Raw genomic sequence first — 15,710 nt, forward strand, 5'->3', positions numbered from 1 at the left:
TCGAACTTTTCAAAAGTTCGATCTGTTTTATCTGATTATACGCGATCGCCCGGACACGATATAAACTCCAGCAGGGTATGTCAATATCCCACGGATGGTTGAATATTCACTAACATCATTAGGTGAAATTTTCCTTGAGCCGATCGCAACGCTTTACGAGTGGGGTGAGATACATCTTGCTGACTTAGCAGCGATTGCTACTAATAGAGAAAATGCACTATCAGCGATCGAACAAATCAAATCAGCGGCCCTAGATGTCTTTAACTCAGCAGCCCGGGTTTCGTCTGTCTGCTGGATTTGATTTGTTCTGCCGCGCCCGTTCATTCACTTGGCACCACTTCGCGTGACGCTAGGAAACCAAGGACAATTGCCACCAAAATCAATGCTGGAACATCGCCGAGGAGGTGTCCGCGTTCCGCAGAATCAATCACTGCGTGTACCGCCATGATCAGCCCGTGGACTACACTCGACCAGACTGTGAACCAGATTAAGCTGAGATGTGTTTCTGGTTTTCGAGAAGCCCACAGCAAAAAGACACCAAGCGTCGCATAAATGCCGACGATCATCTGTTCGTATTCGTATTGGCCTGGTTGCCATGACCAGCCAGATGACCAAACCTTCATCAGTGGATAGACAAGCAGAAAGGCAATTCCGACAACAACAAGGGCGATTCGCAAGTATCGATGATGCTGATCCATTGCTGTAACCTCCTATTATTTTCCAGTATAGTCTCTGCCAACTAGATTCGTATTTGCGCCGTAAATATCTTGAACTCGATCAAAATCATACCTCCCACGATTGTGGTGCAGTCCTAAACGCTTCTGAATCAACCAGAAAGAAGGTGCTTATAAAGATAAGCTTGCCGCCACGCCCCCATAGAGGACTTGTGGCATAACGGTTGATGTGAGTGGCAAATGATTAGTCCTAACTAAAAATATCATAATTGAACCTTTTGTGTTCCCGCTCGGTCTAAATTCAAGACAGACCCATCAGGTCTAATTTATATGTACTTAGTAAAGCACTTTCAGATTAAAAAAGAGCTGACTCCCTGGCTTAGCGGACTCCTCGCCGCTTCCCTGCTTGCAGGAGTAGGCTACACAGCTTACAGCCAACTCACAGTCAAATCCAGCCGCGAAACCAGGCGCAAGGAAAAAACTGTTGCTGTCGAAAGGGTGAACCTGCCGATTACAATTTCGGCAAACGGCACAATAGTGCCCGAACGTTCCGTTAACGTCAGCCCCAAAACTTCAGGAATGCTCAAAAGTTTGCTTGTCAAGGAAGGAGATAAGGTTGAACAAGGGCAGATTCTCGCCTACATGGACGACTCCAACCTCCAAGGACAACTTACCCAAACTCGCGGACAACTCGCAGCCGCCGAAGCAAACCTGCAAAAATTGCTCAACGGCAATCGAACCCAAGACATTGCTGTGGCTAAGGCAGTGTTAGCAGAACAACAGGCAAGTCTAGAAAAATTGCTCAACGGCAATCGAACCCAAGACATTGCTGTAGCTGAGGCAGCGTTAGCTGAACAACAGGCAACGTTGCAAAAATTGCTCAACGGCAATCGAACCCAAGATATTGCCGTAGCCGAGGCACAACTAGCTGAACAACAGGCAAATTTACAAAAATTGCTCAAGGGCAATCGGCCTGAAGACATCGCCCAAGCGATCGCCAAACTCAGAGATGCCGAATACGCCAAAAACCAAGCAGAGGAAGACTTTCAGAGAAATCAGGAACTCTATAATGCTGGAGCGATTGCTTTGCAAGTTGTGAACAACTCCCGCACCGCGCGCGATCGAGCTCAAACGCAAGTCAGGCAAGCCGAACAAGCTGTAGCTTTGCTGCAAGCGGGTACTCGCCCCGAAGAAATCGCTTCGGCGCGGGCTGCTGTGGAGCAAAAACGGCAAGCTTTGACCCTGGCGCGATCGGGCGCACGCCCGGAAGACATCGCAGCAGGGCGGGCCGCTGTGGAGCAAAAACGGCAAGCTTTGGCCTTGGCGCGATCGGGCGCACGCTCGGAAGACATCGCTGCGGGGCAGGCCGCAGTGGAGCAAAAACAGCAAGCTTTGGCGCTGCTAGAAGCTGGTTCTCGCCCCGAAGACATCGCCCAAGCCCGCGCCCAAGTTCTCGCCGCTAGAGGCAGCCTGCAAAGCGTTCAAGCGCAGATCGACGACACTGTGCTGCGGGCTCCTTTCACCGGCACTGTCACCCGCAAGTACGCCGATCCGGGCGCTTTTGTGACTCCCACGACGGCAGGTAGTGCGGTTTCTTCGGCGACTTCTTCTTCGATTTTGTCCTTAGCTTCAAAAAATCAATTAGTAGCAAACGTAGCAGAAACTAATATTTCTCAGATTAAGATTGGCCAGGCTGCATCTATTCAAGCCGATGCTTTTGCGGGAAAGACTTTTACAGGTAAAATCACTCAAATTTCGCCTCAGTCGATCGTCCAGCAAAATGTGACAAGTTTTGAGGTTAAAGCAGCAATTATTAATGACGATCAACAAATGCTGCGATCGGGCATGAATGTGAATGTTGAGTTTAAGGCCGGTGAACTCAAAAATGTTTTGGTAGTTCCGACTGCGGCAATTGTCCGTCAACAAAGGGAATCGGGGGTTTATGTTCCCGGTGGAGAAGATGGTAAACCTGCTTTTATGCCGATTAAGACTGGTGTGACGGTGGATGACAAGACGGAAGTGCGATCGGGTTTGAAAGGAAATGAAAAAGTGCTGATGAGTTTCCCCCCGGGATTGCGGCCTAGATCCCAAAATCCCTCGTCGGGTGGAATTCCGGGTTTGCAACCTGGTGGGGGAACGCGCTTGCGTTAGTGGTCAGTAGTCATTAGTTAGTCCGCGAGAGAGTCCGACAGTCCGACAGGGATTGAAATCCCTGTCTCATAGCGAAAGTCCTCTGAAAGAGGACTGAAGAGTTAGTTGATATACATCAGTTTCAGACGAATTTTCAGTCGGTTTCAAGCGACTTTAGCTATGAGACGGGGGTTTCAACCCCCGGCGGATCGTGCCACAAATCATATCGTTTCCGGTTGCATCGTCAGGTGATAAATTAGGGACTAATTTAGGCATACTTCTTAGAAGTTGCCACCAAATAATAAATAATAAATAACAAACAACATGAAATTACAGACTTGCCCCCGCACCAACAAAATCTCTAATGTTCAAATCGCGTTCATGGCGACAGAGGCGCTGTGGAATAATAAGTTGCGTACCAGTTTAACTATGCTGGGCGTAATTATTGGGATATCTTCGGTAATTGCCATTACTTCGGTGGGACAGGGAGTACAAAAATCAACAGAAGAACAGTTAAAGGCTTTGGGTACAAATGTGCTGTTGGTTTTATCCGGCGCTTCGCGATCGGGCGGTGTCAGTCAGGGAAGCGGTTCTGCTACTACCCTTACTTGGGATGACGCTAAGGCGATCGGCAAACAAGCTCCTGCAGTTAAGGCGATTTCGGCTTATTTGCAGCGCCAAGTGCAAGTCGTTTATGGCGGACAAAATTCATTTACTGCTATTTTGGGAACGGATTTAAACTATCCAGATGTGAAGAACATTCAACCCCAAGAAGGACGGTTTTTTAACGAGGATGAATTGAATGCTGCTGAGCCAGTAGTTGTCCTCGGTTCTAAGGTGCGAGACGAACTTTTTGGAGCCGGAGTTAATGCGCTATCCTCTGATATTCGCATTCAGGGAAACCGCTACAAGGTTATTGGAGTGATGGAAAGCAAGGGGTCTGTAGGGGGAACCGATCAGGACGATCGAGTGTATATTCCCCTGAAAAATATGTCTTCGCGGATTGTGGGGAGAAATTCTTTAGCGGGGATTGCGATCTCGGGTTTTTGGTTGGAAACTGCCGGCGAAGCGGATTTAGCGGATGCTCAATTTCAAGTAGAAAATATCATGCGCTTGCGCCACAATATTTATCCGCCACAACCGGATGATTTTCGAGTTGTAAATCAAGCTGAGATCGTTAATACTTTCAGTAATGTGATAGGTTTATTTACGGTTATGGTGGGAGCGATCGCCGGAATTTCTTTGGTGGTTGGTGGCATCGGTATTGCTAATATTATGTTGGTTTCTGTTGTGGAACGCACTAAGGAAATCGGGATTCGCAAAGCCGTAGGCGCTACTAATGCAGCAATTCTAATTCAATTTATGGCGGAATCTATTTTAGTTTCCACGGTGGGGGGAACGGCGGGTATTGGGTTGGGAGTTGCGATCGCCTTTGGGGCCTCGACAGCGTTCAAATTTCCGTTTGTGGTTTCTGTATGGTCGATCGCAGCAGGTTTTGGGCTGTCTTTTACCGTCGGGTTGTTAGCTGGAGTATTGCCGGCTCGGAATGCCGCTCGCTTAGATCCGATCGCAGCCTTGCGGAATGATTGAACTTAGTGACGTTGGCCCCAGTTAAATTGAACAGTCCTGGACGCCAGTGTGACAAATATAGTCGTGGACGCACGAGTGGTCGGAGGCGTTGCTGAATACAGGTATGAATTCAAGATTTCGCAATTGCTCTAAGCCAAGTTGGGTGAGTTTTGTAACTTCAATCGAAAAGGTGATTCATACCCTGATTAAGCAACGCCTTGTTTTCCACGTTATCGCTCCTACCTCCTAACATCAGAAAGTGCTGTAATTAAATGGGGTCGCAAAATCAAAAACAAGGGTAATGCTTGTATCACAGTTTAAATGTGCAACAGCTTACTCTCTTACTTACACAATTTCGCCCTCTAATTCACCGAATTCGATTTGAGTTCCCAACGCCAAAGTCAGGGTACTTTCAGGTTCTACCATTTTTATATCGCCTTGAATGTCTGTAGCCCACCAAGCGCGATCGCACAAATTCGTCAATCCTAACGAAAGCTCGTTTCTCGATCTAGAAGTGACTATAGCTACAAGACCGTTAGATGCTGCGGCTGTTAAACTCGGTATGTCAGAGGTGAATAGTTGAGTTCCCGCACTCAGAGGAATAACTCGACTTCCTAATTTCAGGGAAAATTGACCGCTGGTAAAAGAATTTACTACGGGCTGATCTGATATAAAGGTAGGCGGAATATTTGCCGATGTTGGGGCTGGCAAGTCCGAGTTTCCTACTGTAATTGTACAGTTGCCGATTCTCTTTTGGTCGCCCGATCGCAAATAACTAACCGCTCCGCTATCCACATTCTCGCAAACAATTTGACCTGCTTCCAACTGAAACCGCATTGCCAAAGGCGAAACATTAGGAATGCAGATAATAGACAAATTTTCATCACTGCCAAAAGTCACCGGTTCTGAACCCAGAGTGAGAGTGCGATTTGCTCCGGTGTCATAACTAATTACCAGCCAAGCTTTGTTGAACAAAGTTTCAGCTACAACCAACATAATTCCTATCCAAAAACCGATCGCCGCACACCCAGCTAAACGGCCTGCTGTACCGGATAGATTGTAAGCAAACAGAATAAACAAACAGCCGCCCAAAACTCCTCCAACACCGCCGCCTCCCATGCCGCGAAGTGCTCCCAAATTAGGAATCCGCTGTGCAAGTCCCAGTCCTAACAAACTGCCAGCTATTCCCCAGCAAATTACTCGTAATAATTCGTTGTTTCCGTCGCCAATTCCGCTGTAAATACCTTCGGCGATCGCCCCAGAAATTGCTCCTGCTATTAAACCAAACAATCCGCCATTTTTTAAAGCTTGTTTAATTTGAGGCTTGCCTTTGATATAGTAATAATAGCCGAACATGATAGCCGTAGCAATGCCACCGCCTACCAATCCAAACCACCGAGCTGTGGACAATACACTGTCAAAAACAGATTCCGAACCAGTGAGTCCCTGCATGAAAGGTTCGGTGATTAGATTGCCGACGAAACCGCCGACAGCACCGCTAATGCCAAACTGTAAAGCTTTTTTAAGGGCTGATAGATTTCTTTTCACGGCGCACCAGATTAAAAATGAGAGTCAAATCTAGCTACAAGCTCGAAAGTTACGATTTCCGATGATATTAATATCTGGCATCGCGATCGAGAACAGCGCCGACGGCCTGTTGCACAAACACAAAGAGTGAGTTTTATTGTGGGTAGTAGGGGTTGGGCAGGAACCATTGGTGTCAACTTAAGCTTTTAGTCCGCCAGTCCTCCCGCTGACCCCGCAGTCCGCCAGGGAATGAATTCCCTGTCTAATAGCAAAAGTCCTCTAAAAGAGGACTGAATCATTCCTTAGTCCTCTTTTAGAGGACTTTCGCTTTGAGGCAGGGGTTTCAACCCCTGACGGACTATCGGTGTTACCTTAAGTTGACACTGACACCAATGGGCAAGATATCCCGCCCGTCCAAGACTTATCGAGAATGGTACAAGATGTGAGACGATCGCACCTCTCCCCGCCTCTCTCTCGCCTGTCTCCCCCCATCTCCCGCTTGTCTCCCTCTGAGGGAAAAGTCTTTGATGGTTGCGCCGTCGCCCGTCACAATTCCAGCTCAATGCTCGATCGCCTGTAAGCATTGCTGCGAGATAATTTTAGCAATTTTTTAACTGTGAAATTTTAACCGAGAACACCCAAGCGAGGGCCCAAATATGAAAAAGAATGTTACAAACTATTACAGTAACACTCAGAATGTGAACATAATGCCTCAAAATACTTGCGAGAGGTAGTTGTGTCAGAGAAGCAATATCCTTACTAACTGCCCGACAGTCACTCGATCGCCACTAAGTGGCCTGCTGCAATCTTGATCATAAATTAAAGATCGCATCAGTCATTTATGGTATTGTAAGCGACAGGCTTAGTGCGAGCACTCACAAGCGCACCGGCGTGAAGAACCAGCGCCGTTAAGCACCGAAGGCAGTCACCCCCCAACAACTTCAACAGTTGCTGATTGTGGAAAGTCCAGCCTTCCCCGTCAAAGCTCCTGCCTGAGCAGGAAAGATACGGGACGCAAGCGCCCGCCTTCGCTAGCTCAGCGCAGAGCAGTTCATATAGCAAAATATCCAGCGGGTACACACAAGATGAGTATCGTCACCAAATCAATCGTCAACGCAGACGCCGAAGCTCGCTACTTGAGCCCAGGTGAATTAGATCGGATCAAGAGCTTTGTCACCTCTGGTGAACGCCGCGTCCGCATCGCCCAAATTTTGAGCGAATCCCGCGAACGCATCGTCAAGCAAGCAGGCGACCAACTTTTCCAAAAGCGCCCTGATATTGTTTCTCCCGGCGGCAACGCTTACGGCGAAGAAATGACCGCAACTTGCTTGCGCGACATGGACTACTACCTGCGTTTGATTACCTACGGAATCGTAGCTGGCGACATTACTCCGATCGAAGAAATCGGTATTGTCGGCGTCCGCGAAATGTACAAATCTCTCGGCACCCCGATTGAAGCCGTCGCCGAAGGCGTTCGTGCTATGAAAAATGCAGCAAGCTCGCTGCTGTCGGGAGAAGATGCTTCCGAAGCTTCCTCTTACTTCGACTACGTTATCGGTGCGATGCAGTAAGGAATTTTGATTTTAGGTTTTCGATTTTAGATTGAAAAATTGGGGGTTGCCGGCAACAAGTTAAAAGCTTTTGCAAATAACCAGCCAGTTAAAAATCTCAAATCCCAAATCCCAAATTCCAAATTCTAGCTCCAAAATTGGACTGACTCAGCCACTTTCTAGGAAACAAGACAACCATGCAAGACGCAATTACCGCCGTTATCAATTCCTCTGACGTTCAAGGTAAGTACCTGGACATCAGCGCTCTAGACAAGCTCAAGAACTACTTTGCTTCTGGCGAACTGCGCGTCCGCGCCGCTACAGCCATCAGCGCCAATGCAGCCACAATCGTCAAAGAAGCAGTTGCTAAGTCTCTGTTGTACTCTGATGTAACTCGTCCCGGCGGCAATATGTACACCACTCGTCGTTATGCAGCTTGCATCCGCGACTTGGACTACTACCTGCGCTATGCCACCTACGCTATGCTAGCTGGCGACCCTTCCATCCTCGATGAGCGCGTGCTCAACGGTTTGAAAGAAACCTACAACTCCTTGGGCGTGCCCATCGGTTCTACCGTACAAGCAATCCAAGCAATGAAAGAAGTCACCGCCGGTTTGGTCGGTTCTGACGCTGGTAAAGAAATGGGCGTCTATTTCGACTACATCTGCTCTGGCTTGAGCTAAGACTCAGGAAGAAGGAAGAAGGAAGAAGGAAGAAAGAAGAAGAAATAACATTTATTTCTTGCCTCTTTTAACTTTTAACTTTGGACTTGTTACCTTTGGCTTTGAAAAGAGGTCAGGGAAGTTGAGAGTGATTGCTAGACCGTCAAAGGCTTGTCGAGAAAGCCCGACGAGTTTTAACGAGCTAGTTTTGACTCCTAACTCCCTGCCTTCAATCTTTAAAAAATCCATCTAATAATCTGTAAACCTACTCAGGAGTTAGTTTCCCATGAGAATGTTTAAGGTGACTGCTTGCGTCCCCAGTCAAACTCGCATCCGCACTCAGCGCGAATTGCAAAATACCTATTTTACTAAGCTGGTTCCTTACGACAACTGGTTCCGGGAACAGCAAAGAATTATGAAAATGGGCGGCAGAATTATTAAAGTGCAACTGGCTACCGGTAAGCCCGGAGCTAATACAGGCCTGCTTTAAGAGCCGAAGCTGGATTAGTAGAGGGGTAAGAGGTCGCATCGACCTCTTTTTTGTTTGTTATTTTAAAGGAAGAATGTCCAGCGTTGTTAATCTAATCTATTGACAAATATTTCAATAAGCAGAAAGTATAACTGCGATTATGGCTAACAAAACAGCAAGCATTTGTGGTAATGTAATAGCCTCTTTCAAGAATAAAGACGATAATAATATAGTAATCAGCGGGTAGATAGAAGTAACACTCACTACATTGGCAACTTCACCTTTACCAAGGGCTATAAAAAATACTAAGGATGCCACAGTGCCAGAAACGCCAACTACCATCGCAAACAAAATTCCCCTAACATCTCCCTCAAAACTAAAATTATTAGTGTGGAAAATAATAAATAAAGTAGTTAAAATAGCGCCAATTGCTTCATAAACAAAAGCAGTTTTGTAGTCAATATATTTAGTCGCTAAATTGCCAAAAAATCCCCACAAACCATATAATAGCGAACAGATTAATGCGTAAATTAACCAATCTGGTACTTTAGCCATCTTTGTTAGAGTTTATTGAGATCATTCTAAAATCCTATGGCTAATGACATTCGACGCTTGATTCCATTTTTTGACCCCAGCGCGTCTCAATGGGCCGCTGAGGCCCGGTGGCTGAGGTGGCTGACTTTTCTGTGGCTGTTTGTAGGGCTGACAGCATTGTTTTCGGCTTCCTATCCCATTGCAAATTATGAATTTGGAGACGGCCTTTATTATTTTAAACGACAGCTAGTCGCAGTGGCGATCGGGCTGGCCGGCTTTAACTTGATGGTGTACTCCCCACTGCGCTACATCATGAAAACATCTCAGTTAGGCGTTTTGTTGCTGCTGGGATTACTGTGGCTGACCTTGGTTCCGGGGGTGGGAACCACAATCAACGGGGCGACTCGCTGGATATCTCTGGGCCCGGTTCCGATTATTCAACCTTCTGAGTTGATTAAGCCGTTTTTTGTTCTCCAAAGCGCCCGCATTTTCGGCAACTGGCCTCGGTTGACGAATAAAGTTCGCTTAACTTGGCTGTTAATTTTCGGTGCAATGCTGTTGGGAATTTTGTTGCAGCCGAATTTAAGTACCACGGCTTTGTGCGGGATGACTTTGTGGTTGGTGGCTTTGGCGGCGGGCTTGCCTTACTTGCAGTTGGGCGCAACGGCTATGGGAGGAATGCTTTTAGCCGTTTTAAGTATTAGTTTTAGGGAATATCAGCGCCGCCGGATTATGTCTTTTCTCAATCCTTGGGCTGACCCGATGCAAGATGGCTATCAGTTGATTCAAAGTCTCCTGGCTGTGGGTTCTGGGGGCGTTTGGGGTGTGGGTTTGGGGATGTCGCAGCAAAAGTTATTTTATTTGCCTATTCAGTACAGCGATTTTATTTTTGCTGTGTTTGCTGAGGAGTTTGGTTTGGTGGGAGGTTTCTCACTGTTGCTGATGTTGGCGGCTTACTCTACTGTGGCGTTGAGGGTAGCGATGAAGGCTCGAAATAGTGAGAGTCAGTTGGTGGCGATTGGGGTGATGGTGGTGATGGTGGGACAGTCGCTGCTGAATATTGGGGTGGCGACGGGGGTTTTGCCGACTACGGGTTTGCCGCTGCCGTTTTTTAGTTACGGGGGTTCTTCGATGTTGGCAAGTTTGTTGTTGTCGGGGTTGCTGATTCGGGTGGCGAGGGAGAGTTCTGAGGCGGATGTGGTTTCTTTAAACGGCCTCCGTGGAAAGCCGGGAAAGCCGAACTTACGCTCGAACAACCCAACTACACAAACCGAATAATTTGTCAAGTTATTTCTTTGAAGCGCGGGTAGCTAGAAACCGGGTTGTTTAACCAAAATATTTGGTTAAAACCTTCAATAAGAGTCAAAAAACCCGGTTTCTTTACCTTCTACGGCCCTGTCATTCCGGGCGATCGACTATTTCCGCCCGTCACCCTTATTGGGCGGTTCTTCTTGTTGTTCTTGAGGTTTAGCTGTAATGTCAGTTAATTCTTTATTGTCTGGTTGCGGTGTTTCTTGAGTTGAGTTAGCCATTGAGTTTTTTCCTAAATAAATGCACCGCTTAATGATATCTTTTCTGGCTACAAATGTATGGCTGTAGATAGGGGGAGGAAAATCAAGACAGACAATTCTGATGCAATTCGATGAGAGCTTTAATATTAGACAGCATTATGTAGATGCAAATGGCTGTCGCTTGCTATACTGCTGGAGGGTTGCAGCCAAACAAATCGGAGGCGGATACAAAACACCTTTGTTAAGAATTAAATGCCGAGATGGCCATCTCGACTGATTAACCCTTGCTGCTGCAATTTTCCCATCATTCGCGTTACTGTTACCAGACAGAATTGGTTTAAAGCCCAAAGCCCGATCGGGAGAAATTAAAAGAAGACTATTCATTACTCGAATCCTCTTCCTTCCAGTTAGAAGTCGCCCCGCGTGCGGTCAACAGTCAACAGTCAACTGAACCGCGTCGTGCAAATCGCATTAGCAATATCTTGATGTGTCAAGTGGATATTCAAACCAGTGGCCTGTCAAAAGTTATGAAACTGCAAAAAATTGGATTGTCGGGACTGATCTCAATCTTAGCGGCGCTGACTGTAGGTGAGTTTCGGTTTATCCCTAATTCTCAATTTAAAATCCTCAATTCTCAGGCCTTGGCTCAAACGCAAGCTGAGCGGAAAGTTGAAGCAGACCGACTGTTAGACCAAGGGATTGAGCAGTATCAGATTAGTCAATTTCAAGCTGCATTGCAGTCTTGGCAACAGGCACTAATAATTTATCGAGAAATTAAAGACCGCCAAGGTGAAGGGAAAGCTCTGGGAAGTCTGGGAAATGCTTACAATTTCCTCGGCGACTACGCCAAAGCCATTGAGTACGTTCAGCAGGACTTGGCGATCGCGCGAGAAATTAAAGACCGCCAAAGCGAGGGGGCGGCGCTGGGAAATCTGGGAAATGCTTACTTTTTCCTCGGCAACTACGCCAAAGCCATCGACTACCAACAGCAGTGGTTGGCGATCGCGCGAGAAATTAAAGACCGCCAAAGTGAGGGGGCGGTTCTGGGAAATCTGGGAAGTGCTTACTTTTCCCTTGGCGACTACGCCAAAGCCATCGACTACCAACAGCAGTCGCTGGCGATCGCGCGAGAAGTAAAAGACCGCCAAAGCGAGGGGACATCTCTGGGAAATCTGGGAATTGCTTACGATTCCCTCGGCGACTACGCCAAAGCGATCGAGTACGCTCAACAGTGGGTGGCGATCGCGCGAGAAATAAAAGACCGCCTAAACGAGGGGGGGGCTCTCAACAATCTAGGACTTGCTCTCTCCAAATCTGGCAATCTCGCAGCAGCAGAGAAAACCCTACTTGATAGTATTAAAGTTTGGGAATCTCTCCGTGCTGGATTAGACGATGCCAATAAAGTGTCAATATTTGAAACTCAAACTAGGGTCTACGGCATTTTACAAAAAGTCTTCATTGCTCAGAAAAAAACTAATGACGCTTTAGAAATTGCCGAACGGGGTAGAGCCAGAGCTTTTGTCGAGTTATTGGCATCTCGCCAAGCCCCATCTGCCTCTGTCACACCTACTATCAACCCGCCCAATATCCAGCAAATTCAACAAATCGCTAAAGAGCAAAACGCTACCCTCGTCGAGTATTCAACTATTGGGAATCAAGCCCTTTATATTTGGGTCATCAAGCCGACTGGTGAAATTACCTTTCGCTTCGTTGACCTCAAATCTCTTAACATCAATCTACCCGAAGTCACCGAAGGGGCAAGAGTATCTGCTGCTCTGGGGACGAGAGGATTAAATGATCGAGATACCGCCATCGCTGAGATGATTCGCGGCACTCGCGAGGCTCTGGGTGTATCGGCGGGGGACACTCCCAATAAACAAACAGCTAATCCCCCTGCTTCTATTACTGCTAATTCTCGGATAATCTACCCCAAATTACAGCAAAGTTATCAACTACTCATTCAACCCATTGCCGATCTTTTACCTACTGACCCGAATGCTCCTATCATCTTCATTCCCCATCAATCCCTGTTTTTAGTTCCCTTTGTCGCCTTACAAGATCCGACAGGTCAATATTTGATTGAAAAACATACCATCCTCACTGCTCCCGCCATTCAAATTTTGCAGTTAACCCGCCAATCACGGCAAAAAGTCCGACAACTTTCTCTCCAGGATAACTTAGTTGTAGGCAATCCAATTATGCCCAAAATTGGCACACCGCCGCGCCAATTAGATCCCTTACCGGGCAGCGAACGGGAAGCAATTACAATTGCCCAAATTCTTAATACTAAACCGATTACAGGCTCTCAAGCGACTAAAGCATCGGTTGTTCAACAGATGCTAAAAGCCCGAATTATTCATCTGGCAACTCACGGATTACTCAATGAAGTGAAGAGACGAGATTTACCGGGAGCGATTGCCCTTGCTCCATCAGGAAATGATGATGGGTTGCTGACTTCGAGCGAAATCTTGGATTTAAAATTAAATGCTGAATTAGTGGTATTAAGTGCTTGCAATACTGGCCGAGGAAAACTCACAGGTGATGGTGTGCTTGGATTATCTCGTGCTTTAATTAGTGCTGGTGTTTCCAGTATTATCGTTTCTCTGTGGTTAGTGCCCGATGAGCCGACAGCGGAATTAATGGCAGAATTCTATCGCCAGTTACAGAAAAACTCGAATAAAGCTCAAGCTTTGCGGCAAGCGATGCTGATGACAATGAAGATGCACCCAAATCCCCAAGATTGGGCGGCGTTTACGCTGATTGGCGAAGCAGAATAAGATTTTTTTCGGCGCTTGCTACACTGCTTGAGGGTTGCAGCCAAACAAATCCGATGTGGACGCAAAAACATCTTTGTTAAGAATTAAATGCCGATCGCCATCTCGACTGATTAACCCTTGCTGCTGCAATTTTCCCAGCATTCGCGTTACTGTTACCCGCGTCGTGCAAATCGCATTAGCAATATCTTGATGTGTCAAGCGAATATTCAAACGAGTTCCCTCAACCACAGGCTGACCGAATTCCTGTTGCAATAATAGCAGTAGCTGATACAAACGGTCATCTACTCGCCGCTGTCCGGCGATCGCTAAAATTGCTTCCATTTGCCGCAGCCGCCGTACCATTTGAGGCAGCAACTCGTGAGACAATTGAGGAGAAGCTTCGATTTCCACCATAGAATACCACATCAAATAAATATCTGATGTCGCCGTAGCTCGGTAAGTCTGCAAGCTTGTCAACCACAAACCGAAGCACATCGAAGGCCCAACCCAACCCAACAGTCCTTCTTCCCCGGTTGGATAAAGCGTGCTTAGTTGTGCTAGACCTTGACAGACTCGCCAAAGACCGTGCGACATCATAGGAATGGTTTCGCCCTTGGCATAGAAATGCAAGTTTCGGCTCGCTCCTGTGTTATGCTGGACTTCCGCTAAAAGTGCTTTGGATGTTGGTGGCATATCCCTTATTTCCAGCTAAAAAACATCGGTCTTAGACCTACGCATCTCACTCTAGCCGGCCAAGGTAAAGGTTTGGTAATCGTCTGGTTAGCGCCAAGATAAGCTGTAAGGATTCAGGTCTAAAAACTTGCGGCTCCAACGCTTGTCTGGCAAGGGTTGTAGGGCAAAATAAGGGTTTTTGCCTTTCGTGGTTGATTGTCAATAAAGGACGAAAAACTGTCATTTTTGGTCTTTTATTGAGAATAGAGATTTATTTAGCATCAAGCTCCAGATCTAAAGTCTTTGCCCAGCAAGGAGTTCAGTGACCTGAATCCTTACGATAAGCTTTAGTTGTTAGTCAGGAGTTGTTAGTCATTAGTCAGTAGTTGTTAGTTGTTATAAAAGGACTGATAACCGGGTAGATGATGGAAAATAAATGCAGTCGTTATTGCGGGCATATTAAATAAATATTTAAGTGGAAGAATCAATCAGAGTATTGGTTAATAAATAGTTGGTTGATCGAGGTTTTATAAAAAACAGAGGCGAGTTCTGAAGTTCGATCGCACTCCCAGGCCCGCCGAGTCAACTGCTGCTATCTGCTGCCACAACCTTCAAGAACTTCTAAAATAGTTCAAGAAGGTATCAAAAGACAAAGTAAGGTTTTTCATGGCCGATCAATTAATTCGCGCTACAGCCGCAGAGGGCGGAATTCGCGCTGTAGGCGTCATTTCCACCCGCCTCACCGAAGAAGCAAGACAGCGGCACAAGCTCTCCTACGTGGCTACAGCGGCCCTCGGCCGCACAATGTCGGCAGGGCTGTTACTCGCCTCCAGCATGAAACGGCCCGAATCGAGAGTCAACATTCGCATCAAAGGAGATGGGCCGCTGGGCGGGCTTCTGATTGATGCGGGACTCGATGGAACAGTTCGAGGTTATGTGGAGAATCCCGAAGTGGAATTGCCGCCCAATGCTCAAGGCAAACTCGACGTTGGCGGGGCAATAGGTGACGGGTATTTGTACGTGGTGCGGGACGTTGGATACGGATTCCCTTATTCAAGTACGGTGGAATTGGTTTCCGGCGAAATTGGCGACGATCTGACTCACTATTTGGCAACCTCGGAGCAAACGCCTTCGGCTCTAGTTTTGGGGGTGTTTGTAGGGGCGGGCGGGGTAGAAGCGTCTGGGGGTGTGCTGTTGCAGGTTCTGCCGAAGGCGGCAACGGACGAAAAATTAGTGCAAACTTTAGAATCTAGAGTTGCTCAATTGTCGGGCTTTACGCCCCTGCTGCGATCGGGCAAAACGCTGCACCAGATTCTCGAAGAGTTACTGGGAGATATGGGCCTGGAAATTTTCCCGGAAACTCAGATGGTGCGCTTTGACTGTGGCTGTTCGTTCGATAGAGTTTTGGGAGCTTTGAAAATGTTGGGCGAAGCCGAACTCCAAGACATGATTGAAAAAGATGGGGGGGCTGAGGCTACGTGCCATTTCTGCAACGAGGTTTACAAAGCTAATAGCGACCAACTTGCGGAACTGATCGGCGATTTGCGCTCAAACTCCGGTTCTTGAGACGATAATGTGTAATTGGCTCTATTGAGTGCGAGTTAGGGATGATGGCCTTGACCAATTGCCAATTACGCATTATCAATTACCTAATCA

15 protein-coding genes are annotated in these 15,710 nt (G+C 47.1%); 10 read left to right on the plus strand and 5 right to left on the minus strand.

Features of this window, described 5'->3' with window-relative positions; translation table 11 throughout:
• Positions 1-94: 94 nt before the first annotated feature.
• Positions 95-301, plus strand: a complete 207-nt coding sequence (locus tag QUA77_RS07860) for a hypothetical protein (RefSeq protein ID WP_333449768.1) — start codon at positions 95-97, stop codon at positions 299-301.
• 19 nt (positions 302-320) lie between these two features.
• Here QUA77_RS07860 and QUA77_RS07865 read toward each other — a convergent pair whose 3' ends face one another.
• The gene (locus tag QUA77_RS07865) at positions 321-698 is read right to left on the minus strand and encodes a DUF6632 domain-containing protein (RefSeq protein ID WP_333036129.1); all 378 of its coding nucleotides are present in this window, start codon (positions 696-698) and stop codon (positions 321-323) included.
• A gap of 306 nt (positions 699-1,004) precedes the next feature.
• Here QUA77_RS07865 and QUA77_RS07870 point away from each other — a divergent pair, with 306 nt between their 5' ends.
• Both QUA77_RS07870 and QUA77_RS07875 read left to right on the plus strand, forming a co-directional pair.
• Entirely contained in the window at positions 1,005-2,825 is a 1,821-nt protein-coding gene (locus tag QUA77_RS07870) for an efflux RND transporter periplasmic adaptor subunit (RefSeq protein WP_333449769.1), read from the plus strand.
• A 303-nt stretch (positions 2,826-3,128) separates the two neighbouring features.
• Complete coding sequence (locus QUA77_RS07875; RefSeq protein WP_333449770.1) at positions 3,129-4,394, plus strand: ABC transporter permease; 1,266 nt, start codon at positions 3,129-3,131, stop codon at positions 4,392-4,394.
• A gap of 324 nt (positions 4,395-4,718) precedes the next feature.
• Here the strand turns inward: QUA77_RS07875 and QUA77_RS07880 are convergent, their stop codons facing one another.
• Entirely contained in the window at positions 4,719-5,921 is a 1,203-nt protein-coding gene (locus tag QUA77_RS07880) for a hypothetical protein (protein WP_333449771.1), read from the minus strand.
• A 409-nt stretch (positions 5,922-6,330) separates the two neighbouring features.
• Here QUA77_RS07880 and QUA77_RS07885 point away from each other — a divergent pair, with 409 nt between their 5' ends.
• The 4 genes from QUA77_RS07885 (at position 6,331) to QUA77_RS07900 (ending at position 8,602) form a co-directional block, all read left to right on the plus strand.
• Positions 6,331-6,480: a hypothetical protein gene (locus QUA77_RS07885; RefSeq protein ID WP_333449772.1), complete on the plus strand. Its 150-nt coding sequence runs from the start codon at positions 6,331-6,333 to the stop codon at positions 6,478-6,480.
• A gap of 505 nt (positions 6,481-6,985) precedes the next feature.
• Positions 6,986-7,471, plus strand: coding sequence for an allophycocyanin subunit alpha (gene apcA / locus QUA77_RS07890; protein WP_333036136.1), 486 nt, complete (start codon positions 6,986-6,988; stop codon positions 7,469-7,471).
• 176 nt (positions 7,472-7,647) lie between these two features.
• A complete protein-coding gene (apcB, locus tag QUA77_RS07895) occupies positions 7,648-8,133 on the plus strand; it encodes an allophycocyanin subunit beta (RefSeq protein ID WP_006634930.1) in 486 nt (161 codons plus the stop codon).
• 265 nt (positions 8,134-8,398) lie between these two features.
• Positions 8,399-8,602: a phycobilisome linker polypeptide gene (locus QUA77_RS07900; RefSeq protein WP_006634929.1), complete on the plus strand. Its 204-nt coding sequence runs from the start codon at positions 8,399-8,401 to the stop codon at positions 8,600-8,602.
• Positions 8,603-8,713: 111 nt separating this feature from the next.
• On the opposite strand, the gene QUA77_RS07905 is transcribed toward QUA77_RS07900, so the two are convergent.
• Positions 8,714-9,136: an EamA family transporter gene (locus QUA77_RS07905; protein WP_190734960.1), complete on the minus strand. Its 423-nt coding sequence runs from the start codon at positions 9,134-9,136 to the stop codon at positions 8,714-8,716.
• Between the two features lie 36 nt (positions 9,137-9,172).
• Between QUA77_RS07905 and QUA77_RS07910 the strand changes: the two genes are divergently transcribed.
• Entirely contained in the window at positions 9,173-10,393 is a 1,221-nt protein-coding gene (locus QUA77_RS07910; RefSeq protein ID WP_333449773.1) for an FtsW/RodA/SpoVE family cell cycle protein, read from the plus strand.
• Positions 10,394-10,782: 389 nt separating this feature from the next.
• On the opposite strand, the gene QUA77_RS07915 is transcribed toward QUA77_RS07910, so the two are convergent.
• The gene (locus QUA77_RS07915) at positions 10,783-11,010 is read right to left on the minus strand and encodes a hypothetical protein (RefSeq protein ID WP_333036140.1); all 228 of its coding nucleotides are present in this window, start codon (positions 11,008-11,010) and stop codon (positions 10,783-10,785) included.
• Between the two features lie 143 nt (positions 11,011-11,153).
• On the opposite strand from QUA77_RS07915, the gene QUA77_RS07920 reads away from it, so the two are divergent.
• Positions 11,154-13,403, plus strand: coding sequence for a CHAT domain-containing tetratricopeptide repeat protein (locus QUA77_RS07920; protein ID WP_333449774.1), 2,250 nt, complete (start codon positions 11,154-11,156; stop codon positions 13,401-13,403).
• A gap of 18 nt (positions 13,404-13,421) precedes the next feature.
• Here QUA77_RS07920 and QUA77_RS07925 read toward each other — a convergent pair whose 3' ends face one another.
• Positions 13,422-14,075, minus strand: a complete 654-nt coding sequence (locus QUA77_RS07925; RefSeq protein ID WP_333449775.1) for a Crp/Fnr family transcriptional regulator — start codon at positions 14,073-14,075, stop codon at positions 13,422-13,424.
• Positions 14,076-14,720: 645 nt separating this feature from the next.
• Between QUA77_RS07925 and hslO the strand changes: the two genes are divergently transcribed.
• Positions 14,721-15,620 carry an Hsp33 family molecular chaperone HslO gene (gene hslO, locus QUA77_RS07930; protein ID WP_333449776.1) on the plus strand — a complete coding sequence of 300 codons (900 nt, stop codon included), beginning with the start codon at positions 14,721-14,723 and terminating at the stop codon, positions 15,618-15,620.
• The last annotated feature ends 90 nt before the right edge of the window (positions 15,621-15,710 follow it).

The organism is Microcoleus sp. K5-D4, from assembly GCF_036704575.1.
In the GTDB taxonomy this organism is placed as follows: domain Bacteria; phylum Cyanobacteriota; class Cyanobacteriia; order Cyanobacteriales; family Microcoleaceae; genus Microcoleus.